Annotated in this window: 26 protein-coding genes and 2 pseudogenes; 12 read left to right on the forward strand and 16 right to left on the reverse strand. The window is 61.5% G+C overall.

Annotated elements, in window-relative coordinates:
* The coding region (locus tag SMD10_RS22230) for a transposase (RefSeq protein WP_331687941.1) at nucleotides 1-538 on the forward strand (538 nt) is incomplete at its 5' end.
* Between the two features lie 151 nt (nucleotides 539-689).
* Here the strand turns inward: SMD10_RS22230 and SMD10_RS22235 are convergent.
* The 4 genes from SMD10_RS22235 to SMD10_RS22250 form a co-directional block, all read right to left on the reverse strand.
* On the reverse strand, nucleotides 690-1631 hold the full coding sequence (locus SMD10_RS22235; protein WP_331687942.1) for an ABC transporter substrate-binding protein: 942 nt from the start codon (nucleotides 1629-1631) through the stop codon (nucleotides 690-692).
* 148 nt (nucleotides 1632-1779) lie between these two features.
* A complete protein-coding gene (locus SMD10_RS22240; RefSeq protein ID WP_331687943.1) occupies nucleotides 1780-2784 on the reverse strand; it encodes an ABC transporter permease subunit in 1005 nt (334 codons plus the stop codon).
* Between the two features lie 38 nt (nucleotides 2785-2822).
* Nucleotides 2823-4367 (reverse strand): sugar ABC transporter ATP-binding protein, encoded by a 1545-nt coding sequence (locus SMD10_RS22245; RefSeq protein ID WP_331687944.1) that lies wholly within the window; start codon nucleotides 4365-4367, stop codon nucleotides 2823-2825.
* Nucleotides 4360-5664: an ROK family transcriptional regulator gene (locus tag SMD10_RS22250; protein ID WP_331687945.1), complete on the reverse strand. Its 1305-nt coding sequence runs from the start codon at nucleotides 5662-5664 to the stop codon at nucleotides 4360-4362. Before SMD10_RS22250 ends, SMD10_RS22245 begins: the two co-directional genes overlap by 8 nt.
* Before the next feature lie 401 nt (nucleotides 5665-6065).
* Here SMD10_RS22250 and SMD10_RS22255 point away from each other — a divergent pair, with 401 nt between their 5' ends.
* The 3 genes from SMD10_RS22255 (at nucleotide 6066) to SMD10_RS22265 (ending at nucleotide 7153) form a co-directional block, all read left to right on the forward strand.
* A complete protein-coding gene (locus SMD10_RS22255; protein ID WP_331687946.1) occupies nucleotides 6066-6260 on the forward strand; it encodes a hypothetical protein in 195 nt (64 codons plus the stop codon).
* Nucleotides 6261-6572: 312 nt separating this feature from the next.
* A complete protein-coding gene (locus SMD10_RS22260; RefSeq protein WP_331687947.1) occupies nucleotides 6573-6854 on the forward strand; it encodes a type II toxin-antitoxin system ParD family antitoxin in 282 nt (93 codons plus the stop codon).
* Nucleotides 6851-7153, forward strand: a complete 303-nt coding sequence (locus tag SMD10_RS22265; RefSeq protein ID WP_331687948.1) for a type II toxin-antitoxin system RelE/ParE family toxin — start codon at nucleotides 6851-6853, stop codon at nucleotides 7151-7153. The genes SMD10_RS22260 and SMD10_RS22265 overlap by 4 nt, the downstream gene beginning before the upstream one ends.
* A gap of 8 nt (nucleotides 7154-7161) precedes the next feature.
* On the opposite strand, the gene SMD10_RS22270 is transcribed toward SMD10_RS22265, so the two are convergent.
* Nucleotides 7162-7290 (reverse strand): hypothetical protein, encoded by a 129-nt coding sequence (locus tag SMD10_RS22270; RefSeq protein ID WP_331687949.1) that lies wholly within the window; start codon nucleotides 7288-7290, stop codon nucleotides 7162-7164.
* Between the two features lie 26 nt (nucleotides 7291-7316).
* On the opposite strand from SMD10_RS22270, the gene SMD10_RS22275 reads away from it, so the two are divergent.
* A complete protein-coding gene (locus SMD10_RS22275) occupies nucleotides 7317-7820 on the forward strand; it encodes an AAA family ATPase (RefSeq protein WP_331687950.1) in 504 nt (167 codons plus the stop codon).
* Nucleotides 7821-7967: 147 nt separating this feature from the next.
* On the opposite strand, the gene SMD10_RS22280 is transcribed toward SMD10_RS22275, so the two are convergent.
* The gene (locus SMD10_RS22280; RefSeq protein WP_331687951.1) at nucleotides 7968-8246 is read right to left on the reverse strand and encodes a DNA -binding domain-containing protein; all 279 of its coding nucleotides are present in this window, start codon (nucleotides 8244-8246) and stop codon (nucleotides 7968-7970) included.
* 43 nt (nucleotides 8247-8289) lie between these two features.
* Nucleotides 8290-8469, reverse strand: coding sequence for an N-acetyltransferase (locus SMD10_RS22285; protein WP_331687952.1), 180 nt, complete (start codon nucleotides 8467-8469; stop codon nucleotides 8290-8292).
* A 2-nt stretch (nucleotides 8470-8471) separates the two neighbouring features.
* Between SMD10_RS22285 and SMD10_RS22290 the strand changes: the two genes are divergently transcribed.
* Nucleotides 8472-9044 carry a transposase gene (locus tag SMD10_RS22290; RefSeq protein WP_331687953.1) on the forward strand — a complete coding sequence of 191 codons (573 nt, stop codon included), beginning with the start codon at nucleotides 8472-8474 and terminating at the stop codon, nucleotides 9042-9044.
* Nucleotides 9045-9272: 228 nt separating this feature from the next.
* Here the strand turns inward: SMD10_RS22290 and SMD10_RS22295 are convergent.
* Nucleotides 9273-9434: pseudogene (locus tag SMD10_RS22295) on the reverse strand (ISKra4 family transposase); the annotation flags it as partial.
* Nucleotides 9435-9439: 5 nt separating this feature from the next.
* On the opposite strand from SMD10_RS22295, the pseudogene SMD10_RS22300 reads away from it, so the two are divergent.
* Nucleotides 9440-9553 (forward strand): annotated as a pseudogene (locus SMD10_RS22300) (IS5/IS1182 family transposase); the annotation flags it as partial.
* Between the two features lie 18 nt (nucleotides 9554-9571).
* On the opposite strand, the gene SMD10_RS22305 reads toward SMD10_RS22300, so the two are convergent.
* Genes SMD10_RS22305 through SMD10_RS22325 form a run of 5 tightly spaced genes read right to left on the reverse strand, consistent with a single transcriptional unit; the run spans nucleotide 9572 to nucleotide 14757 of the window.
* Nucleotides 9572-10654 (reverse strand): ABC transporter ATP-binding protein, encoded by a 1083-nt coding sequence (locus SMD10_RS22305; RefSeq protein ID WP_331687954.1) that lies wholly within the window; start codon nucleotides 10652-10654, stop codon nucleotides 9572-9574.
* Nucleotides 10655-10657: 3 nt separating this feature from the next.
* The gene (locus tag SMD10_RS22310) at nucleotides 10658-11512 is read right to left on the reverse strand and encodes a carbohydrate ABC transporter permease (protein ID WP_331687955.1); all 855 of its coding nucleotides are present in this window, start codon (nucleotides 11510-11512) and stop codon (nucleotides 10658-10660) included.
* Complete coding sequence (locus tag SMD10_RS22315; protein WP_331687956.1) at nucleotides 11509-12381, reverse strand: carbohydrate ABC transporter permease; 873 nt, start codon at nucleotides 12379-12381, stop codon at nucleotides 11509-11511. Before SMD10_RS22315 ends, SMD10_RS22310 begins: the two co-directional genes overlap by 4 nt.
* Nucleotides 12382-12439: 58 nt before the next feature.
* Nucleotides 12440-13756 carry an ABC transporter substrate-binding protein gene (locus SMD10_RS22320; RefSeq protein WP_331687957.1) on the reverse strand — a complete coding sequence of 439 codons (1317 nt, stop codon included), beginning with the start codon at nucleotides 13754-13756 and terminating at the stop codon, nucleotides 12440-12442.
* An 11-nt stretch (nucleotides 13757-13767) separates the two neighbouring features.
* Complete coding sequence (locus SMD10_RS22325; RefSeq protein ID WP_331687958.1) at nucleotides 13768-14757, reverse strand: nucleoside hydrolase; 990 nt, start codon at nucleotides 14755-14757, stop codon at nucleotides 13768-13770.
* A 165-nt stretch (nucleotides 14758-14922) separates the two neighbouring features.
* Here SMD10_RS22325 and SMD10_RS22330 point away from each other — a divergent pair, with 165 nt between their 5' ends.
* The gene (locus SMD10_RS22330) at nucleotides 14923-15795 is read left to right on the forward strand and encodes a LysR family transcriptional regulator (RefSeq protein WP_331687959.1); all 873 of its coding nucleotides are present in this window, start codon (nucleotides 14923-14925) and stop codon (nucleotides 15793-15795) included.
* A 154-nt stretch (nucleotides 15796-15949) separates the two neighbouring features.
* Here the strand turns inward: SMD10_RS22330 and SMD10_RS22335 are convergent, their stop codons facing one another.
* The 3 genes from SMD10_RS22335 to SMD10_RS22345 all read right to left on the reverse strand — a co-directional run bounded on the left by SMD10_RS22335 (nucleotide 15950) and on the right by SMD10_RS22345 (nucleotide 18249).
* A complete protein-coding gene (locus SMD10_RS22335; RefSeq protein WP_331687960.1) occupies nucleotides 15950-17392 on the reverse strand; it encodes an IS4 family transposase in 1443 nt (480 codons plus the stop codon).
* Between the two features lie 268 nt (nucleotides 17393-17660).
* Nucleotides 17661-18056, reverse strand: coding sequence for a type II toxin-antitoxin system VapC family toxin (locus tag SMD10_RS22340; RefSeq protein ID WP_331687961.1), 396 nt, complete (start codon nucleotides 18054-18056; stop codon nucleotides 17661-17663).
* Nucleotides 18049-18249: a hypothetical protein gene (locus SMD10_RS22345; RefSeq protein ID WP_331687962.1), complete on the reverse strand. Its 201-nt coding sequence runs from the start codon at nucleotides 18247-18249 to the stop codon at nucleotides 18049-18051. The genes SMD10_RS22340 and SMD10_RS22345 overlap by 8 nt, the downstream gene beginning before the upstream one ends.
* 423 nt (nucleotides 18250-18672) lie before the next feature.
* Here SMD10_RS22345 and SMD10_RS22350 point away from each other — a divergent pair, with 423 nt between their 5' ends.
* The 4 genes from SMD10_RS22350 (at nucleotide 18673) to SMD10_RS22365 (ending at nucleotide 20327) form a co-directional block, all read left to right on the forward strand.
* Nucleotides 18673-19335: a recombinase family protein gene (locus tag SMD10_RS22350; protein ID WP_331687973.1), complete on the forward strand. Its 663-nt coding sequence runs from the start codon at nucleotides 18673-18675 to the stop codon at nucleotides 19333-19335.
* Nucleotides 19319-19759, forward strand: a complete 441-nt coding sequence (locus tag SMD10_RS22355) for a hypothetical protein (protein ID WP_331687963.1) — start codon at nucleotides 19319-19321, stop codon at nucleotides 19757-19759. The genes SMD10_RS22350 and SMD10_RS22355 overlap by 17 nt, the downstream gene beginning before the upstream one ends.
* 79 nt (nucleotides 19760-19838) lie before the next feature.
* On the forward strand, nucleotides 19839-20120 hold the full coding sequence (locus tag SMD10_RS22360; protein WP_331687964.1) for a hypothetical protein: 282 nt from the start codon (nucleotides 19839-19841) through the stop codon (nucleotides 20118-20120).
* An 18-nt stretch (nucleotides 20121-20138) separates the two neighbouring features.
* The gene (locus tag SMD10_RS22365; protein ID WP_331687965.1) at nucleotides 20139-20327 is read left to right on the forward strand and encodes a hypothetical protein; all 189 of its coding nucleotides are present in this window, start codon (nucleotides 20139-20141) and stop codon (nucleotides 20325-20327) included.
* Nucleotides 20328-20498: the final 171 nt, after the last annotated feature.

Here is a 20498-nt window from a genome sequence, read left to right on the forward strand (position 1 = left end):
TGCCGCGGTGCGGGTGCGGGCCGCCTCGCGGGACTACAACCTCACCCGGCCCCGCTCCGGGGAATGGCTGTTGATCGAGTGGCCCGAGGGCGACGCAGCACCGCTCAAATATTGGCTGTCTACGCTTGCCGCCGATACGCCGCTCCGCGATTTGGTGGCCACGGCCAAACTGCGCTGGCGTATCGAGCGCGACTATCAGGACCTCAAGCAGGAACTCGGCCTTGGCCACTACGAAGGCCGGGGATGGCGAGGCTTTCATCATCACGCCAGCCTGTGCATCGCGGCCTATGGCTTCCTCGTCCTGGAGCAGGAGACGATTCCCCCCTCAGGCGCCGTCTTCACCAAGGAGCGCCCGAAACCTCCCGTTCCCCGCGGTGCACGACCCTGCCAATCCGCCGCTCCGGCCCGAGCGGCACGTGCCAACCTCGATCGCCACGATCCGCCGAAGGATCGCCACCGCGCTCGCCCGCAACCAGCTCCGATGTCCCTGCTGCGCCAGGGTCCATCTTCAGCAATCACTCCGTTTATGACGCAGTAAGACTAAACATCACTCAAGGTGTCATAGAGTGACTTTAGAGTACCTTCCATCACTCAGGATCACCCTGTCCCGCGTCCAGCGGACCGCGGCTCTGCTGGCCCTGGTCGAGTCCCCGATCCACTGTTGCGGACCGGGGCTCTGTCGCAAGCAATCAGTGCGATGCCCAGCCCTCGTACTGGTCGACATTGTCGCGCGTGATCAGCTTCGAGGGGACGAGAATTTCGGCGTTCTCGGGCTTTTTCCCATTCATGATGTCATAGCCGATCGTGACCGCCTTCTGAGCCATGTTGTAGGGGTTCTGGCTCGCCGAGGCTTCGATCAGGGAGCCTTCCGACTTGAGGGCCTCTTCGATGTCCGGAGCACCGTCGACCGAAGTGATGAAGAAGTCCGTGCGGTTCAGCTGTTTGGCCGCCAGATCGGAACCGATCGCCTGTGGATCATTGATGGTGAACACCGCATCGATGTCCTGAAACCGCGTCAAATGGCCAAGCATCACGTCGAGGCCGCCTTCGCGCGATCCCTTGGCGTCCTGATCGTCGGATAGAATCTTGATATCGGGAGCCTTCGACAGCACGTCCTTGCAGCCGGTCACCCGGTCGATCACCGAGGAGACCTGCGGGCCGTTCTGAATGATGACGTTGCCTTTGCCGTCGAGCTTGTCGACGATGTACTGGCAGGCGATCTGGCCAGCCTGAACATTGTCGGTCTGGACCGTGGCATCGACGCCGTCGGCACCGACATCGACCGCCACGACCACAATGCCCGCCGCCTGGGCCTTCTTCACAGCGGGCGCAAGGGCGTGCTTGTCGGCGGCGTTCAGCATGATGAGATCGACGCCGGACGCAATGAAGTTATCGACTTGCGTAACCTGCTTGCCGAGATCGTAGTCGAAGCCGAGGGCCTGAACCTCGACATCAGGGTTGATCTGCTTGGCCTGCTCCTCGGCACCCTTGGCCAGAGCGACGAAGAAGGGGTTGCCCATCGAGCCCAGCGAAATCCCGATCTTGTTGAGATCCTTCGCTTGCACGGCCCCGACACCGAGGCCGATCGAAAGGGCGCTAGCAAGGCCGGCGGCCAGGAATTTTTTCAACATCGACTATCCTCCACGGTTGCTCCCAAAATCGCGGCCGGACGCGCAACCATCCAACTTATCCAGCCTCTTTGACCGACACTCCCGCGAGGTCGGAGCGGTTTCGGAGCGGACCCGAGCCCGCCCCCGAAAGTCAGGCCGCCGCACGACCTTACGTGCGGGCGGAACCGGCGAGGCGGTAGCGATCAAGCGCAACGGCGCCGATGATCACCAGTCCTTTGATGATGAACTGCCAGATGTCGGACACGCCGATCAGCACCAGCCCGTTGGAAAGCACGGCAATGATCAGGGCACCGACAAACGTGCCCCAGATCGAGCCGATGCCGCCCACGAAGGACGTGCCGCCCAAGATCACGGCAGCGATGGCGTCGAGTTCGTAGGATTGGCCGAGCTGCAAACCGTTGGCGGCATAAAGGCGAGCCGTCTGCATGATCGCGCCGATACCGGAAAATGCGCCGGACACGGCATAGACGAACAGGAAGACCAGCGGCACCTTGATGCCGGCAAGACGAGCCGCTGCTTCGTTTCCGCCGACAGAATAGATGTGAACCCCGAGCACCGTTCGGCGCAGGATGAACCAGGACAGGAGAATGACGCCGAAGGCGATCACCACCAGCCACGGCACGCCAAAGATCGAGCCGCTGCCGATCACGGCATAGGGAAGGCTCGCATTGAAGACGGTCTGGTCGCTGCCGAGGAGCCGGGCAAAGCCGCGCACTGCGGTCAGTGCGCCCAGCGTGACGATAAAGGGTGGCAAGCGGATGAACGCGACCAGCGCACCGTTGACAGCGCCGATGCCGAGGCCGGTCAGGATGCCGGCAGGGATCGCCATCCAGGATATATCGGGAATGTTGGAGACGATCAGGGCGACCATCGAAGCCGCCGCGAGAATCGAGCCGACAGAAAGATCAATACCGCCGCTCAGGATGACGAAGGTCATGCCTGCGGCCAAGACCATGTTGACCGAGGCTTGCTGTGCGACGATCGCAAGGTTCTGCAAGGACAGAAACCGGTCGCTGAGCATCTGAAAGACGATCGCCAGAAGGATCAGCACCGGTGCCATGCCGACGGTGCGAACAATGGCCTGAATTTTGGCGCGATGCCTGGCTTTCGAAGCCTCTGGGCTTAAGGCAATGGTTCCGCTGTTATCGCTCATCTTCAAACTCTCCCGCAGTCCCGACAGGCAGCGCGCGTCTACGCGGCAGCCGTCCGCGCGCCTGTCGCAAATTCCATGATCGACTCCTGGCTGATGGGAGCCTCGGGTGATCCATCGAGTTCACCGGCAATGGTGCCGTCGCGCATGACGAAGACGCGATCGGCCATGCCGACCACTTCCGGCAGTTCGCTCGAGATGACCAAGACGGCGGCGCCACGGGCCGCCAACTGGTCGATCAGGCGATAAATTTCGGATTTCGCGCCGATATCGACACCGCGCGTCGGCTCGTCGAGCAGGAGCACCTTCGGCGCCGTCTCGATCAGGCGCGACAACAAGACCTTTTGCTGGTTGCCGCCCGACAGAGTGCCCACCTCCACCCTCGGACCGGCAACGCGGATCTTCAGCGCGTCGATCGCATTGCGAGCGCGCTTGGTCGCCTGTTTGAGGTCAAGAATGCCTCCCGCTTTGGCATCTCGACCGATCACCGCGAGATTGATGTTGTCCTGAACGCTCATGTCCAGGAACAGGCCTTGGGCCTTTCGGTCCTCGGTGAGATAGACGATCCCCCTGGCGATAGCGTTGCCGGGCGAGGCGACGTCGACGGGCTGACCTTCCAGAAAAATCTCGCCATGAGCCGGCGGTTCGGCACCAAAGATCAAGCGCGCGAGTTCCGTTCGCCCGGAGCCAACCAAGCCGGCCAGACAGACCACCTCGCCAGCGCGCACGGACAGCGATGCCGACTTCACCCGGCGTCGATCACCGAGGTTTTTGACCTCCAGAACGACAGGCCCGAAGCTTCGAAGTGCATCGTGCTCCTTGGTGTAGAAGCCCGAGAGATCGCGCCCCACCATCATCTTGACTAGGCTTTCCGCGGAAAGCTCGTCGCGCGTCAGGGTGCCGATATAGCTGCCGTCGCGCAGGACCGAAACACGATCGGCAAGTTCGTAGATCTCGTTCATCCGATGGCTGATGTAGATGATCGCCAGGCCCTCGCCGCGCAGCTGGCGGATCAGCTCGAAAAGGCGGTCTGTTTCCCGTGAGGACAACGCCGTCGTCGGTTCGTCCATGACGAGGATACGGGCGTTGGCATGAACGGCGCGGGCAATCTCCACCAGCTGCTGCTCGGCGATCGACAGATCGCCAACCACCGTCTTGGGTGTGAAGGTGGCGCCCAAACGGGTCAGGATGGGCGCTGCACCTTTTTCCATGGCGCTGCGGTCGATCATGCCGGTGGAGCGCGGCTCGCTGCCGAGATAGATGTTCTCGGCGACGGTCAAATTCGGCGACAGGCTCAGTTCCTGGTAGATGACGGCAATACCAAGCCGCTTGGCGGCGAGCGGACCATCGATTTGCACCGGTTTTCCGTCCAGCCGGATTTCGCCGCCGGGATCGGCGCGGTAGGCGCCCGACAGGATCTTCATCAGCGTCGATTTGCCAGCCCCGTTCTCTCCCATCAGCGCGTGGATTTCGCCGGCTGAAGCGGAGAGCTGCACGCCCGATAGCGCGTGAACGCCAAAGAACGTCTTGCTGATGTTGGCCATCTCGAGGATAGGAGGAGTGTCGTTGCTGAGCGATTTAGCCATTGATCGCTTCTCCAAGAGTGCTTCGGTCCGCCTCGGTGCGACCGTTCGGGTTGAGCCGAGCACGAGCGTCGCCTCGCGTCAGGATCGCCGCATGAGGGCTGAAGTTCAGATGCAAAGGGAGTGTCGCCGCACCGATCGCGCCGGCATCCTTGCCCAGCGTCCCAAGGACCAAGGGCGGCGGAGGGCGCGACTCCGCGGCCTCCGCCGCCATGCGTCTTTCGAGTCGAGAAGCTAGGTCTTCCAAAACAGCGGGCGGCAAATCGCCGTCCAGCACCACGGCCGCTACGTCGAGAATGGAGCAGGCGGCGAGTGTTGCGGGAGCAAGGGCCTCGACGCAGTCGTCAATCCATTCGGCGGTCGCCGAAGGCGCAGCAGACGCGGCGGGCTCGATATCATCCAGTCCGGTGATCACTTGGCCCGACCAGCGCAAATGACGGACCAGCGAATTCACTGAAGCGCGAGAAAGAAGGATGTCCCAGGTCTTGTCCGTCGATGGAGCGGACGGCAAACTCGATGGCCGCACCGGGATCATGCCGATATCACCGGCATTGCCGTTGGAGCCCCGATAATATTCGCCGTCGCTGACGAACCCGCCGCCGATCGCCGGGCCAACAAAGAGATAAAGGAAGTCGTCGATCCGCCGCCCCTGGCCGTAGAACAGTTCGGCAATCGTGGCGGCGGCGCCGTCATTTTCGATGACGACCTCGAGGCCCGTCGCCTCGGATATGGCCGCGCCGAGGTCGAAGTCCTCCCAGCAGCGGAATGTGGCAGCCGGCAAAGACAGCAGCTCTAGCCAGGCTCCCAGATTGTACGGTGTTGCGAGCCCGATGCCGACGAGCCGATTCCTTCGATCGGGCGCGAGGCGTTCCAAAAGCTTTGAGATGTCTTCGGCGAGCAACGCCACCGTATCCTGCGGCGATGGCAGGTCGAGCGTGTGGACGTACTGAGCGAGCGCAGCGCCGGTGAAGTCGACGAGAACGGTCTTGATTGTCCCGCGGTCCAGTCGGATGCCGATCGCATAAGCGCCCGTGGGATTGAGCGCGAGCATGGTCGGTGGCTGGCCCGGGCCGCCATTACGCTTCTTGCCAAGGACCGAGACCAATCCGGCCTTCTCGAGCTCCTGAACGATGACGCCGGCGGCATTGTTGGTCAGAGAAGCGATCCGCGCGAGGTCCGCCTTCGACGCTCGGCCCATTCGTCGCAAGGCAGCGAGGATCACCCGTTCGTTGAAGCGCCGAATTTGGCCGGAGTTCGATCCCTGGCCTTGTTTGATACTCGCCCTGTCGGGGCCGACCATTTCCCATCCTCCCCAAGCGCCCAAACCCTCCAACTATGGCGCTAGAGTGGAATTATTAATTCACTGTGATGAATTAATCAACCGGAGCGGAAGGCTGAGACAATCTACCACGCCTATCAATTTGGCGCGCAACCGTCGGCTAAGGTCGTGGAAGTCGAGCTCTGCATTCGAGCATTCGAGAGCATGGGCCTTTCGAAAGACCTGGGGCAATCGGCAGAGAAACCGGGTCTACCTCAATGGTATCAGCCGGATTTCCCTGCAGCTCATCGAACAAGGACCTGCTTTTTGCATTTGCCTACAAAAAAATCGATGATATTGCCTCAATTGAATCAAAAGGTTGCGCGTTTGCGGCCTGGGAGGAACGAAGCGCGTTCTGGCTTCAGTGCTGGCGGAGGGCACGAATGCCTGAAAGGCGATGGGGTCTTGCAACGTTGCGGGCCATGGTTCGGCAGTTGCGAGACATGGTGACCATCACGCGGCAGCTGAGACTGCCTCGAGCCGAGACGCATCTGAAAACGGCCACTCACGAGATGGAAGCCGCCGCCGAGGTGGTGTCCGCGGCTGAACGGGAGCGCTCGCCGCAGGACGGGAGCTGAGGGCGGTGAAGCGCCTGGCCGACGCGGCGGGTAACGCGGGCCAAGGCATGGTGATCGAACTGGCCACACTACGCATGGCTGCCATGCGCGTGCCGGACTGCCTCGACAAGCCAAACTATGCGACAAGACCATCAGCAAACAACTCCTCCCACGTTTGCTTGAATATCGGAGCCCGTTCGGATCCTCCCCCGAACGGGCTTTTTTTTATCCGGCCAGCCGCTCCCGGGTCGGTCAATGGATGACGAAGCCTGGAACCTATGGTATGAATTATTCCTACTATAGGTTCACGTTTTCCAGCTCAGGAGATTGCTCATGCCCGCCGTTGAAAAGCGTACCGTGAGCCTTCCGGCCGAACACGCCAGCTTCATCGACAAGATGGTTTCATCAGGTGCTTACAGTTCGGCCAGCGAAGTTGTCCGGGCGGGTCTGCGTGCCTTGCAGGAGCGGGATGCCGCCGTCGAGCGCTGGCTTCGAGAGGAAGTTGCTCCGGTCTACGATGCCATGCAGACCGACCCCGCGCGCGCCCATAGTTTGGACGATGTGTTCGCCGACCTGCGCGAGCGCCATGCAAGGCGTCTGGCAGGACGAAAGTGAGACAGCGCATCGTCGAGTTCGCGCCCGAAGCTTTGGAGGACTTGCGCGAGCTGTATGATTGGATTGCCGATAAGGCAGGGCCAGAGATCGCATTCGGCTACGTCGAGCGTCTCGAAGCCCACTGTCGGAACATGGAGACGGCTGCCGAGCGCGGCCATTCGCGGGACGATATTCGCCCTGGTTTGCGAATTGTCGGCTTCGAGCGCCGGGTGACGATCGCCTTCCGGGTTTCGCCGTCCCGCGTCACGATTCTGCGAGTGTTCTACGGCGGTCAGGATTGGACGTCGTCATTCGAATAGCTGGGCCGTCAGCTCCACATGCGCTTGGCGATCGAGCGTTGCTCTTCTCCCAGGGCATTGGCATAGATCGCTGTCGTCTCGATGGTGGCATGCAACTCGACAACGGGATGGTTCCCAGAATGTGCCGACATGGTCATGATAGACCAGCTTCCGGAGCGCTTTCATGCCCGACCGTCTCGCCCCTCGTATCATAAACCCTGATGATTTCCTCCTCACACCACATGGCCGGCTGTGGAGCGTCGAGAGAAATAAAGCGGCGTGGCGCCGGTGCCACGAAACGCTCCAACATAAGCTTTTGAACGATCATCAAGTGCAGACAGTGGTGATCGTCTGCGGCTTACAGGGGGCGGGCAAATCGTCCTGGATTGCCCAGCAGCCGGAGCAGGCGAACGTCATCTATTTCGACGCGGCTTTGCCAGGAGCGCGTCATCGTCAACCCATCGTGGATATTGCCCGAGCGGCTGAGGCTGTCGTCGAAGCCGTCTGGATCAAGGTGCCTCTCGCCGTGGCATTGGAACGCAGTAGCGCTCGGCAGCAAGATTTGCGTGTTCCAGAGGATTCGATCCGGTCAGTCGCCCGCTTGTTTGAACCGCCAACCCTTGAGGAAGGGTTTGATCGGGTGCGTATCGTGGACGGGGCGACTTTGGTCGTTGGCCGCCAAGATTAGGCTAAAAGGCCCGGTTTTGTTGTGTCGGGAAACCGGAAACCCCGCAGCGGCAGCCCATTCTGCGTTTCGCCCTGGCGGAAGCTGACGGCCCTTGCGGGCCTCGAAGGCAGATCAGCAGATAGAGCCTAGCATCATCGATTCAAAGCGTCACTGGAGAGTATCGCGATCATTCGCAAGAATCTTCCAGTAGCCGGTTTTCGTCATCCATCGCGCGCGCCTTAGATGATCCTCCCAACAACGGCGGGAACGTTGGGGCTCAGCCACAGGATTGCGGTGCAGAACGATCCGAGCGACTTCCTGCCAATCGGCGCCTTCCGACTCGGCATCGAGAAGCCGCATGTAGGTGACGAAATGAGCTTCGTCGTAAGGGGAGATCTTTTCGGACCACGGCACTTCGTCGGCAACATCGGGATCAAGGTCTCTCATCAGTCGGTTGCTCCCAGCTTAGCGGCTTTCGAACCATCTCAAATTACACGCCCGAGCTGACGAGACAATCCAGGCGAGCCGATCCGAGCGCCTCCACGATCTCCTCGCCGATCACACTGAAGCCGAATTTGCGATAGAACGAAATCGCCTTGTCGCTGGTCCGGACGACGCTGAGCTGCACTGTCTTGGTCGAGGTACCCAATCCAGCCACGACGTGGCGCATCAATGCCGTGCCAGCTCGATGCGAAGAACGTCATGGTGAAGACGGGCACGCTGATCGATGTGACGGTGATCGCCTCGGCCAGCAAGGAGAAGGACGAGGAGGCGCGCTGGGTCAAGCATCGGCGCCGGCCCGCTGTCCATGGCTACAAGGCCCATGTGGCGACCGATGCCGAGGGCGACATTGTGCGCGAGATCGAGATGACGCCGGCCAACGTCAACGACGGCAAGATGCTGGCCGCCGTGCTGCCCGACGATCCGGGCAGCGTCTATGCCGATCTGGCCTATGCCAGCCACGCCAACGAGATGCTGATCAAAGCGGCCGGCGGAACGTCATGCCTGCCGGGCCGTGGCGTCTGGGGTGGTGAAGAGGCCTTGCGTCGACTGGAGGAATGGAACGAGGCGGTTGGCCGCATCCGCCGCAGGATCGAGAAGATCTTCGGCACCTGGAAGCGCAGCTATGGCCTTCGCCGAATGCGCTGGATGGGGCTCGCCAAGGCCGGACTTCAAGTCCGACTGACGGCGATCGCCTACAATCTGCGGCGGTCGGCCGTCATCCTGCGAGCCAGAGCGGCATGACCAGGGGCGGACTCTGCCCGTAAACAGCCGAACGGGGGGTTCTGGAGCGACGATCCAGGAGATGATGACGCCCTCGCCCGGCGGGCCGCAAAACATCAGCAAAAGCGCTCGAAATCGACGCTTCGCGCACAGGTCTCAAGACAAGCGGTTTGATTGAACTCGGAGTCGGTTTGCGCTTTTGGCCGGGGCGTGATTCCCTTCTGGGGAGCATGATGAATTGTGGGGCGTTTATGCGACCCTGTCCATTTCGTCCTTCGCTTGTTCGTCGTTTACCATGCCGGGATACCACTGCATGAAGGTCTCGCGCAGGGAGCCGTCGAGGGTTCGCGGCCGGGTTTAAAGCAGGAGATGAGCGCCCATGCGGCTCCATTGCATCTGCTGCATCTTGGCAAGCGATGATCGAACCCCATGGCGACCGCTCGCAGGCGATCACGCTGGGTGCCGACAGGGGCTTCGACACCAGGGACTTCGTCAATGAGCTGCGTTCCATGAACATCACGCCGCACGTGAGGCCGCGCCTGCGCATCTCAGCGGAGCCGCGCTCCGGTCAGGGGGTCGAAAAGCAAACAGGAGGCGGGATCGAACCCGGTTCGAAGCTCGGTTCCCGATTCCGCGTCGCGCCCGTTTCTAAGCTCCACGGTCAGCGGCCGTTCCGTCTCCGTTCCGCAATAGGCGAACGAGGCGCTGCCGAGATGCTCGATGACATCCACCCTGGCCGAGAGCGGCACGCCGAGCCCTGCCGCGAAATGTTCCGGCCGGAGGCCGAGCAGCAGTTCGGCGCCCTGGGATGGGGGTGTCTCCATCGGAAGCAAGAAGCCGGCGTTCGGGTGATCTGGCAGCGAAAAGCGCACCGAGCCGCCGGTGCTGTCCGCAATGACGGCCCGCAACAGGTTCATCCGTGGCGCGCCGATGAAGGTGGCGACGAAGAGGTTGGCCGGGTCGTCGTAGAGTTCGAGCGGTCGTCCGATCTGTTCGACGCGCCCGGCGTTGAGAACGACGATCCTGTCGGCCAACGTCATCGCCTCGACTTGGTCGTGGGTGACGAAGATCATGGTCGCGCCGAGTTCCTGGTGTAAGCGGGCGATTTCGAGGCGCATCTCGGCGCGCAGTTCGGCATCGAGATTGGACAGCGGCTCGTCGAACAGAAAGACGTCTGGCTCGCGCACGATGGCGCGGCCGATGGCGACGCGCTGGCGCTGGCCGCCGGAAAGCTCGCTCGGGCGCCGGGAGAGAAGGTCGCGCAGGTGCAGGATGTCGGCAGCCGCCTCGACCTTGCGGCGCACCTCGGGCTTCGGCATGCCGTTCATCCTGAGGGCGAAGCCGATATTGCGTTCGACGCTCATGTGCGGATAAAGCGCATAGGACTGAAAGACCATGGCGACACCGCGCGCCGAGGGTTCGAGCGTCGAGACGTCGCGGCCGCCGATGGCAATGCTTCCTCCGCTCAGGTCTTCGAGACCCGCGAGCAGCCGCAAGAGCGTGGACTTGCCGCAGCCCGACGGGCCGACGAACACGACGAACTCGCCGTCTTCGATCGTCAGATCGACGCCCTTGACCACCTCGGTGTCGCCGAAAGTCTTGCGCACCTTTTCGAGCGTGAGACCGGCCATGTCCTATCCCTTCAATCCTGCCCCGGCCAATCCCCGCACGTAGAAGCGCTGCAAGGGCAGCAACAAGGCGATGGGGATGAAGGCGGTGATCACCGAAACCGCGAAGAGTTGGTTCCAGATCGTCTGGTATTGCTGCTGGAAGGCCGCCATGCCGACCTGGATGACCTTGAATTGCTGGGACGGCATGGCCAGAAGCGGCCACAGGAACGCCTCCCACTGGAAGATGAAGAGCAGCAGGCCGGCGCTGATGCAGGTCGGGATCGACAGCGGCACATAGATGAAGGCGAGGATCTTCGGCCAGCTGACGCCGTCCAGGCGGGCGGCGTCGAGATAGTCGCGCGGCACCTGCGAGAAGAACTGGTAGAACAGGAAGATCGCCAGGCCGTTGGCGGTGCTCGGCACGATCAGCGCCTGGATATGGTCGAGCCAGCCGAGCTGGCGCGTCACCGAATAAAGCGGCATGGCGATCGCTTCGAAGGGCAGCATGAAGCTGACGATGACGACGCTCAGAACGATGCGCTTGGCCGGGAAATCGAAGACGGCGAAGGCAAAGCCGGCCATGCCGTTGACCAGCATGCCGCCGATCATCGTCGTCAGCGCCACCAGCAGCGTGTTGGCGATGATGGTGCCGAAACCCTTGTCGAAGATCGCGACATAGGCATCAAGGGTCGCCGGCGATGGCAGGAGCGCCCTGACCGTGAAGGGGAAGACGTCGGCGAAGACCTCGGCATTAGGGCGGAGCGACGAGATGACCGCCCACCACAATGGCAGGATGAAGACGAAGCCGACGACGAGATAGCCGAGATGCCGGAACCCCAGCCGAAAGAGCTTTTTCGATCCAATGGTCCGGTCGCTCATCTCGCCCTCGCTTTCCGCGAGCCCGCGAGCAGCCGGAACTGCAGTCCGACCACGATCATCAGGATCAGCACCACCATGACGATGATGGCCATGGCCCGGCCCATGTCGCCGAACACGAAGCCGGACTTGTAGGCCTCGTACATCAGGACATTGGTCGAATTGGCCGGCCCGCCCTGGGTCAGCATGTAGATCGGCGAGAACAAAAGGAAGTTGATCGAGACGTCCGCGACCAGCACGAACAGGAGCGTCGGGCGCAGCAGAGGCAGGGTGATGAAAACCAGACGCTGCCAGGGTTTGACGCCGTCGACCCGGGCGCTGTCATAGATCTCTGTCGGGATGAGCTGCAGCCCGCCGATGATGAAGATCATCCAGTAGCTGATGCCCTTCCAGGTGGCGATGGCGATGATCGAATAAAGCGCCAGCCCCTGCGACGTCAGCCAGGGCTGGGGCGGGACGCCGGACAGATCGAGCAGGCCGTTCATCAGCCCGTCCGGGCTCAGCATGATCCGCCAGATCATGACGGCGGTCGGCAGCGACACGCCGATCGGAATGAGAAACACGAAGCGATAAAAGCCGATCCCGCGGAAGCGCTGGGTGTAGAGCAGCGCCAGCCCGGTCGAGAGCGCGATCTGGATGGGGTTGATCAGGACATTGAACCAGACCGTCACCCAAAGCGAATTCCAGAAACCCTTGTCGGCCAAAAGGGTCAGGTAGTTGCCGAAACCGACGAAGATCCGCTCGCCCTTGCTGAGGCTCCAGAAGCTTTCGCCGACGGCCAGGACGATCGGATAGAGCGTGAACACGCACAGCCCCATGAGGGCTGGCGCCAGAAGCGCCGCGATCAGCAGAAGTGGCGGTCGGTTCACCATCTCGAAACGCTTGGGTTCGGGCCGCCCCGAGGGGCGGCTCAATCTGTCATGGCCCGATCTATTGCGCGACCCGCTTTGCGGCGTCGTCATATTTGGCGACGGCATCCGCAAGCGCGTCCTTCACCGCCACGCCGTTGGCGATGTCGATGAAGCTCGACCGGAAGGCGTCCTGCAGCTGCCCGTAGGCGGCGGTCACGGGACGGACCTTGGCGGTGTTGAGGGATTCGTAGACGCCGAGCCGGAACATGTTCGCCGGGAAGCTCGCATAGGTGTCCGAGGTTTTGATCTCGTCGAGAAGCGGCGTGTAGGTCGGCAGTTGCTGGAGGCTGTCGAACCATGCCTTCGTGCCCTCGGGATCGACGGTCAGGTATTTGGCGAAATCGGCCGCGACGTCCTTGTTGCCGGAGGCGGCGTTGATCCCGACATACCAGGAGCCGGTCGGGGTTACGACCTTGCCGCCCTCGAAATAGGGATGGGGGGCGACCACGTAGTCAATGCCGCTCGCGATGAGGGCCGAGATGTTCCAGGTGCCGCCCACGAACATCGCCAGCTGTTCGTTGACGAACATCTGGGGCGCCTGGCCAAAGGCGAGATCGCGCGGGCTGACGCCCCAGTCGTTGTAAAGGTTCGACCAGAAGGTCGCCGCCTCGGTCCAGGCCTCGCCGTCGAGATAGCCTTCGGCGGTGGAGCCGTCTTCGCTGATGACGGCCAATCCGAGGGATTCGCCGAGCGGTTGCAGCTGGTAGAGTTCGCCATACTGCTCGACCGAGAAGCCGTAACGCGTGGTGCGGTTGCCGTCCTTGACGGTCAGCTTCTGCGCCGCGTCGGCGACCTGTTCCCAGGTCCAGCGCTTGTTTGCGGCCAGATCGTCCACTTCGGCCTGTGTCGCGGTGTCGCCCGGCGCCAGGCCGGCGGGCGGCTCGATGCCGGCTTCTTCGAACAGGTGTCGGTTGACGAACAGGACCTGGGCCGAATTGTTGATCGGCAGGGCGTAGAGCGTGCCGTCATATTTGCCGGCCTCGACGACCGTGTCGACCAGCTGGGACGTGTCGGTTTCGGCCGCGAAAGGCTCGATGAACCCGCGCGAGGCATAGCTGGCGACGAGCGGCTCGTCGACGTAGATCAGATCGATGCCCGAATCCTTCGAGGCCAGCCTGAGATCGGCAACCTGGAAGAACTGCGAGAAGGGATAGGCCTGGACGTTGACGTGAACGTCCGAGTGTTTCGCCTCGTAGGCGTCGACGACCGCTCGTAGGGCGGCGGCGTCCGCGCCCTCGGTGACGATCATGGTCAAGGAGGTGTCTTCGGCCAGAGCCGGAGAAGCGGCCAAGCCGAGCAGGCCGGCAGCAAACACCATGGTCTTGAGGTATCTCATGAGTTGTTTCCTCATGTTGCGGCTGAAAGGCCATTGCGGAGCTGTTCGGCACCCCAGCAGAGGGCGGGGATGAGAAGTGCGGTGAACCTCTTCTGGTCGATCGCCGTCGCGACGGTGACGTTGCGTGTACGGCTGTCGTGGGTCGGATCCTGCCGGCGCATGTCGATGAGTGTCTGGCCGTAGCTTTCGTTGCCGACGACGACCTTGCCAGGGCAGGCGACAGTCTCGAAAATTTCCGGGGCGATCAGATAGGCGATGGGGCAGGGGTCATGGATGGGCGCCCCCGGCTGATCGGCACCTGCGAAACGATAGAAGGTGCGGCAATAGAAATCGAGAATGTCGGCAACGGCGTTTTCGCCCGGCACGGCTGCCCGTACGGCGTCGAGGTCGGCCGGGCAGATCAGGGCCTGATGGGTCACGTTGAGACCGAACATCGCGAGCCTGACACCGGAGCGAAGGACGATGCGCGCCGCTTCGGCATCGGCCCAGATGTTGAACTCGGCGACGGCGGTGACATTGCCCTCGCCTGTTGAACCGCCCATGAAGACGATCTGCTTGATGGCGCCGGCGAGGTCGGGGCGCTGGGCTAGAACGAGGCCGAGATTGGTCATCGGTCCGAGCACGGCGATGCTGATTGCGCCGGGATTGTTCTCGACGCGTTCGATGATCGCCTCGACGGCGCTCTTTTTCTCCTCCTGCCGGGCGGAGGGCGGCAAGTCGACACCGGCGCTGTCGAGCCCAGTTGGGCCGTGGAAGGCCGAGGGATAGTCGTACCGATGAAGCAAAGGCTGTGGGGCCCCGCGAAAGACAGGCACGTCGAGCCCGAAGGCCGTGACGATACGCAGCGCGTTGTTCGTCGTGTTATCGACTGAGGCGTTGCCGCACACGGTGGTGATGGCTTCAACGCTAATGGCGGGATGGTGGGCCGCGAGCAGGATCGCCGCCATATCGTCATGGCCAGGATCGCAATCGATGATCAGCCGGGTGGGGGCAGCGGTCAAGGTAGCTCTTTTTGAATCCGGTCAGAAAAACTAGGGCATCAAGCGCAGCTTCCATAAGTTTTAAGGTGCGCAAAAGCCCAAAAAACAGAAAAATTGTAAGATGGACTCGGCGGAGGCGACAATTTACAATTCCGTCAATCGGTTGAGTTTATATCAAGTATCGACATGTTGCATCTGCTCAACGCTCTTCGCGCCTTCGAAGCGGCCGCACGCCTGGGGAGCGTGCGCAAGGCCGCCGAGGACCTGAACGTTACCGATGGTGCCGTCAGCCGGCACATCCGCCATCTCGAAGACCAACTCGGCATCGCGTTGTTCGAGCGCGGCAATCGCTCCATGCGCCTCACCCCCGAGGCTGCCGGCTTCGCGGCGACCGTCACCGAAGCCTTCGCCTCGATCGTGCGCGGCACCGAGCATCTGCGCGCCGCCTATGACAAGTCCTCAATCATGCTGACGGCGCCTGACAATTTTCTGCTGCGTTGGCTGCTGCCGCGCCTGCCGCGGCTCGAGGCGGCCCTCGACGGCATGTCGGTGCGCATGACGACATGGAACCGCAAGATCAATCCGGCCGACCCGTCCATCGACGTCTATGTCGGGGTCGGGATCATGCCGAAGATCGAGGGCATGACGGTCGTGCGCATCGGTCCGGAAACTTTCGGGCCGGTGCTGAGCCCCGATCTCCTGACCGGGGACGAGAAAATGCCGGACTTTCTATGGTCCCTGCCGCGCCTCGAAATCCGCTGGCCTCCGGACATGTGGACGAATTGGGCTCGCGAAGCGGGCGTCGTGCTCCCCGACCGCCCGAGCGTGCTCTATGACACGCTGACACTGACGATATCGGCGGCGGAGGCGGGACAAGGCGTCGCCATGGGACCCGGTACGTCGGTGTCGGACGCGATCCGTGCCGGCCGGCTCGCTGCGCCCTTCGGCATGGTCGTCCGCGAAGGTTGCTGGTTTCTTGCCTGGCGCGACGACCGTCCCTATCGGACTATGAATGCCATCAAGCGCTGGTTCCAGGACGAGATGGCCGAAACGGATTGATGCGGCCAAGCTCGGCGCGGGCATTTCGCCTGATGAGTGACCCATTCATAGGATTTACAGAGGCGGTGTCCTGTGCGAGTCTGGGGTCATGGCTCAGACTGTTTGCATCATCCTCAACGAGGCCGACAGGGTAATCCCGCGGTGAAGCTTGCGATTACCCACAAGTCGGGCAGGGATGAAGTTCGGTTCCAATTTGGATGTCGATGAGCCGCCGCCATCCTCGCCAGACGACCATGTTGCCAGGTGGAGGATCGGACGCCCTGGCGAGATAGCCGCCGAGACGGGCCAGCTTGATCATGTAGAGCTGAAGCGTGCCCGGTTTGGCTCCGCGGTTGCCGCTGTCTGCGACGAGACGGTCGAGAATGGCAATTTCCCCGGGCGTCAGCGCGATGGCCGGGCCAGCGTCGGGCTCGGCTCGGGCGATCATGGTCATCCACATCACACGCCAACTGACGATGGCAAAGAGCGCGACGAGATTGGCGAGACGATCGGCCGTGCGCAGCTTGGCATCCTCGGCTCGGCATCCCGACTTCAGGATCTTGTGGAAGATCTCGATCTTCCAGCGCATGGCGTACCAGTGCAGCTTCTCGACGGCCTCGTCGAGGGAGGCTACATCGATGTCCGTGACGAGCTTCCAGAGGATCGGCTTGCGGCCGTCCGGTGCGCCGATTTCGACGGCGTGGATCACCGTCAGGTCGAGACACGGATAGCGCTTCTGCTTGCCGATCGGCGGACAGACCCGGATCCGCTTGGTACGGATGTCGAAGGTGATGCGTTCCACCGTTTCACCGTCGACACGCACGTCGATTGCGTGCTCCCCTGCGCTCTCGGCATCGAGCATTTCCGTGGCCACGGTATGATCGCCATTGCCGGCAAGCCGGTCGACGACGGTGCGGACGACGAAATGGGTACCGAGGTCCTGGGCGAGGCAGTAGAGCTCATAGATGTCGCTCTCCCTGTCGCCGACATGGACGCAGCGCTCGGGCTGGCCGAGAAGGGCCAGCGACTGGCGAAGATTGTCGAGCCAGCGGATACTTTCCTTGGCCTCGATCGGCACCCGCGCCGGGTTGACCTTACGTTTGAGCTGCGCCGTGCCCTTGAACTTCTCGCGGTTCCAGAACTTGATTGCCGAGAGGCCGAGCGGCAGGCCCTCCTCGGTGACAGCCAGGCTGGAATGCATCAGGATCCCGCAGACCGTGTGGTACCGGATCCGGCCCTTTCCGTCGCGCCCGCTGTTGACGCTCTTGGTGAAGCCGACGGCATGCGGGTCTCGGCGCTGATAGGTGAATTCGGTTGTGTCCTGAAGCAGCAGGATTGGGCCTTCGTGGGCACCACAGCGCGCCTTCGTCGCCTCGAAATGCCCGTTCAAGATCTCCGCTTCCTCGACCTTCGGATTGGCGAAAAAGCGGTAAGCCGCCTTGGTGTTCGCCCAATCCTGGCAGGCAAGCGGGATTGTCGCGCCCATTCGGTCACCGAAACGCCGAAGCAGGTCCGCGAATCGACGGCCGAGACGAGCGTCCTTGAACGCCCCGGCATCGACCTCGCCTTCCGACCAATGCTGCAAACGTGCCGACCGTTGCTCCTTCATACGCGCCATTGAGCACCTCACCGCATCATCAGGTGCTCACACAGGAATCATAGCCGATTCATCGGGTTCAAGAACTTTGGCCCAAAATCCCGAAGGCGGTCCCGGCACTTATGGGTAATCGCAAGGCGGTGAAGGTCGCCTTGCTTGCGGCGGGCTGCAGCCTCCGACGATAGGCGCTTCTCCATCGAAGGTAGGAGACCGTTCCAGCGCGTTCCGATTTGACCGTCGCTTTCGCTCGGCTGAAACAGATCGAACTGACGAAGAGCGCTGCCGGTCTCTATGTCCCTCTGATTAGGATCACCTCGACCGACAGCAACTCGGCAAGATCCGCCCATACCCGATCGGCCGTCAGAACGGGAATGCGAAGATGATGAGCGACGGACAGGCAAGCCCGATCACCGAGCGACAATCCGGCTGCCCGCGTCGGCTCGCGAAATTTGGCTGCTGTCAGCGCTTGATCGGCTTCGAACGAAATGACGGTCAGTTGCAGTTCCTCGAAGATCTGTAAGACCGTGTCCGAGGGAATGCCGGCGTCGAAGAGCCGCGTTGCGACCTCCGCCAGATTGATCGTAGAGACGATGGCACCGGGCAGAGTCTTCGCCACCCGATCCCGGCCTGGTTCGTCGAAGATCAGGGCGAGGAGCGCGGAGGCGTCCAGGATGCACTCAGACATCCGACTTCTGCGATTTACCGTGAGACGCGAGCCATTCTTGCGTCTCATTCTCTTCCTTGGCCGACTCAGCTCTTCGATCCGCGATTAGCTTGTCGACCATGCTGACGCCTTCTTTGACATAAGGCGCCACCAGTTCGCGAACACGCTGTAGGGCATGCTTGCGTGTCGTGATATGAATGCCGCTCTGGTCCATTCGAAGAATGACACGCCCAGCACCTTCGAGACCCAATGCCCGCCGCATGTCTGCGGGGATGTTGAGTCTACCATTCTCAGTTATGGGGACCATCCTCTGTTGTGATTCTGACATTGACAAAGCCTCAGACCAAAATGAAGATAAATGCTAGCAAATAGTCTACTCGTTTCGCAAGGCCAACTAGCTCAAAAATAACCGAAAAGCGAATGTACCCCAAATCGCGTGAATAACCCTCTAAAAGATTTGGGTCTGAACGACAGCCAGACCTCAAAGTCACGATGTGCCTCAAAATTGGGACGAACGAAAACGATCGATTTCGAACAGGGCAACGCGATATGTCACATAAAACAGCTTGCGCATATTTCGAACATGTTCAATGGTGAGGAGACCGTTTTTGATACAGTTTTGGCTGGCTGTGACCTCATGTCCCGCATTTTCGCCTACGCTCGTGTCTCGACGATCGAGCAGACGACCGACAATCAGCTCGGCGAAATCCACGCGGCGGGATTTTCGGTTCAGCCACGACGGGTGATGACGGAGACCGTCTCCGGCTCGCTTGCCGCTTCCGAGCGTCCGGGCTTCACCAAGCTCGTTGACCGGCTGGAGGAAGGCGACGTTCTCGTCGTCACCAAACTCGACCGTCTCGGGCGAAATACCATGGATGTCAGAAAGACGGTCGATCATCTGGCCGATCTCGGCGTCAAGGTTCACTGCCTGGCGCTCGGCGGCGTTGATCTAACGAGTGCCGCGGGCCGGATGACTATGGGGGTCATCAACGCGGTTGCCGAGTTCGAGCGCGACCTTCTAATCGAACGGACTCAAGCCGGTCTTGAACGAGCCAAGGCAGAGGGCAAAACTCTCGGCCGACCGCCGCGGCTGACCGAAAGCCAAAAACAAACGATCATGGCCAAGATCGCGGATGGTGTGTCGATTTCGCAGCTTGCACGCGACTACGGTGTCAGCCGGGTGACCATCATCCGCGCACGGAACAAATATAAAGAGAATGGTGTCCTGGAAACGGGTGCTCTCAACGAGGGACTCAAGTTGTCGGCGGAGGAGGGGGGAGCCAATGCCGATCAAGCCTGAGGACCGGCATTTCTATCCGATCGACTGGCCGCAGCTTTCGGCCGCGATCCGTTTCGGCCGGGCAAAAGGACGATGCGAGCGCTGTGGCCGCCCGCATGGCGAGACGGTTCAGCATCTCGGCGATGGGCGCTGGTTCGACGTCGAGGCCGGGCGCTGGCGTGACGGGCGAGGGCGGCTGCTGCGTCAGAAGATTCCGGCGCCCGATAACAACGAACCCGACCCTGCCATCTGCTCGACGCTTGTGCGGCTTGCCTGCGCCCATCTTGATCAGGATACGACGAACAACGCTGCAGCAAACCTCGCGGCCCTTTGCCAGCGATGCCATCTCGATCACGACCGGCCTTGGAATATGAAGAAGCGCCGACTGACGGTATTGCTTCGAAGGGCCCTTGGCGACCTCTTTACGGGGCCATATCGTCGGTAGCATAACCTAGCGGTAGGATGGAATGTCGGACTTCTGGCTTCGGGTTCCAATTCTGAGGAGGTGGACGAAAGAATGAAGTATGCAGTCCAAGCCAATCCTCTTCGGAGCATCATACAGCGTCTACGTGCGCATCGTTCGTTTGGCCCTGCTGGAGAACCAATACGAATCCACCGATTTCGAGGCGATGGGCGGCGAGCCGGATAGGATCACGCTCATCGACCCAACACAGGACGGTGGTCGGCTGATCATTGCTAGATCAATTGATGCCGGTCGACATGTTCATCCCGAGCATGTGCCGACCAAGCTGCAGCGCGGCGGGCCAGGCGTGTTCGAGTTTCCGCTTCTCGACTTCAATTGGTGAATCGGCACGACGCTCTTGGTGCCGCAATATTTCAAGGACATCATCGAAGAGTTGGAGCCGGGCAAGCACCAATTTTTCCCGATGACCTACTACGAAGGCGACCGCGTCATCGGTAACGGATACTGGTTCATCTTCGGCGAGCGTTTCGACGACATGCATGTGAATCGGCGTTGGAGCTCGACGCCGATCAGCGCGATAAGCCTTTGAAATAGTTATAACGGATGGGGTCCCTGCGCGGCGCCGAATGGCACTGATCCGCGCGATCGAGCAGGAGGGCGAAGTGAGCAAGATACGGTTGGAGAAGAATTTCGGCGAAACTATCTGCCCTGATCGGAACTCGCCGACTTGGGTATGGCCAAAACGGTGACGGCGCCCGTG

The organism is Consotaella aegiceratis (assembly GCF_036541425.1).
GTDB classification, from domain to species: domain Bacteria; phylum Pseudomonadota; class Alphaproteobacteria; order Rhizobiales; family Rhizobiaceae; genus Consotaella; species Consotaella aegiceratis.

What these genes read in the sequence shown, in the direction of transcription:
- SMD10_RS22315 (WP_331687956.1), bottom strand. Translation starts at nt 12,381, where the DNA reads ATGGTGAACCGACCGCCACTTCTGCTGATCGCGGCGCTTCTGGCGCCA.
- SMD10_RS22255 (WP_331687946.1), top strand. Translation starts at nt 6,066, where the DNA reads ATGCCTGAAAGGCGATGGGGTCTTGCAACGTTGCGGGCCATGGTTCGG.
- SMD10_RS22280 (WP_331687951.1), bottom strand. Translation starts at nt 8,246, where the DNA reads ATGAGAGACCTTGATCCCGATGTTGCCGACGAAGTGCCGTGGTCCGAA.
- SMD10_RS22305 (WP_331687954.1), bottom strand. Translation starts at nt 10,654, where the DNA reads ATGGCCGGTCTCACGCTCGAAAAGGTGCGCAAGACTTTCGGCGACACC.
- SMD10_RS22235 (WP_331687942.1), bottom strand. Translation starts at nt 1,631, where the DNA reads ATGTTGAAAAAATTCCTGGCCGCCGGCCTTGCTAGCGCCCTTTCGATC.
- SMD10_RS22320 (WP_331687957.1), bottom strand. Translation starts at nt 13,756, where the DNA reads ATGAGATACCTCAAGACCATGGTGTTTGCTGCCGGCCTGCTCGGCTTG.
- SMD10_RS22270 (WP_331687949.1), bottom strand. Translation starts at nt 7,290, where the DNA reads ATGACCATGTCGGCACATTCTGGGAACCATCCCGTTGTCGAGTTGCAT.
- SMD10_RS22310 (WP_331687955.1), bottom strand. Translation starts at nt 11,512, where the DNA reads ATGAGCGACCGGACCATTGGATCGAAAAAGCTCTTTCGGCTGGGGTTC.
- SMD10_RS22290 (WP_331687953.1), top strand. Translation starts at nt 8,472, where the DNA reads ATGCCGTGCCAGCTCGATGCGAAGAACGTCATGGTGAAGACGGGCACG.
- SMD10_RS22350 (WP_331687973.1), top strand. Translation starts at nt 18,673, where the DNA reads ATGTCCCGCATTTTCGCCTACGCTCGTGTCTCGACGATCGAGCAGACG.
- SMD10_RS22275 (WP_331687950.1), top strand. Translation starts at nt 7,317, where the DNA reads ATGCCCGACCGTCTCGCCCCTCGTATCATAAACCCTGATGATTTCCTC.
- SMD10_RS22260 (WP_331687947.1), top strand. Translation starts at nt 6,573, where the DNA reads ATGCCCGCCGTTGAAAAGCGTACCGTGAGCCTTCCGGCCGAACACGCC.
- SMD10_RS22250 (WP_331687945.1), bottom strand. Translation starts at nt 5,664, where the DNA reads ATGGTCGGCCCCGACAGGGCGAGTATCAAACAAGGCCAGGGATCGAAC.
- SMD10_RS22345 (WP_331687962.1), bottom strand. Translation starts at nt 18,249, where the DNA reads ATGGACCAGAGCGGCATTCATATCACGACACGCAAGCATGCCCTACAG.
- SMD10_RS22240 (WP_331687943.1), bottom strand. Translation starts at nt 2,784, where the DNA reads ATGAGCGATAACAGCGGAACCATTGCCTTAAGCCCAGAGGCTTCGAAA.
- SMD10_RS22330 (WP_331687959.1), top strand. Translation starts at nt 14,923, where the DNA reads ATGTTGCATCTGCTCAACGCTCTTCGCGCCTTCGAAGCGGCCGCACGC.
- SMD10_RS22340 (WP_331687961.1), bottom strand. Translation starts at nt 18,056, where the DNA reads ATGTCTGAGTGCATCCTGGACGCCTCCGCGCTCCTCGCCCTGATCTTC.
- SMD10_RS22355 (WP_331687963.1), top strand. Translation starts at nt 19,319, where the DNA reads ATGCCGATCAAGCCTGAGGACCGGCATTTCTATCCGATCGACTGGCCG.
- SMD10_RS22335 (WP_331687960.1), bottom strand. Translation starts at nt 17,392, where the DNA reads ATGGCGCGTATGAAGGAGCAACGGTCGGCACGTTTGCAGCATTGGTCG.
- SMD10_RS22245 (WP_331687944.1), bottom strand. Translation starts at nt 4,367, where the DNA reads ATGGCTAAATCGCTCAGCAACGACACTCCTCCTATCCTCGAGATGGCC.
- SMD10_RS22285 (WP_331687952.1), bottom strand. Translation starts at nt 8,469, where the DNA reads ATGCGCCACGTCGTGGCTGGATTGGGTACCTCGACCAAGACAGTGCAG.
- SMD10_RS22360 (WP_331687964.1), top strand. Translation starts at nt 19,839, where the DNA reads ATGCAGTCCAAGCCAATCCTCTTCGGAGCATCATACAGCGTCTACGTG.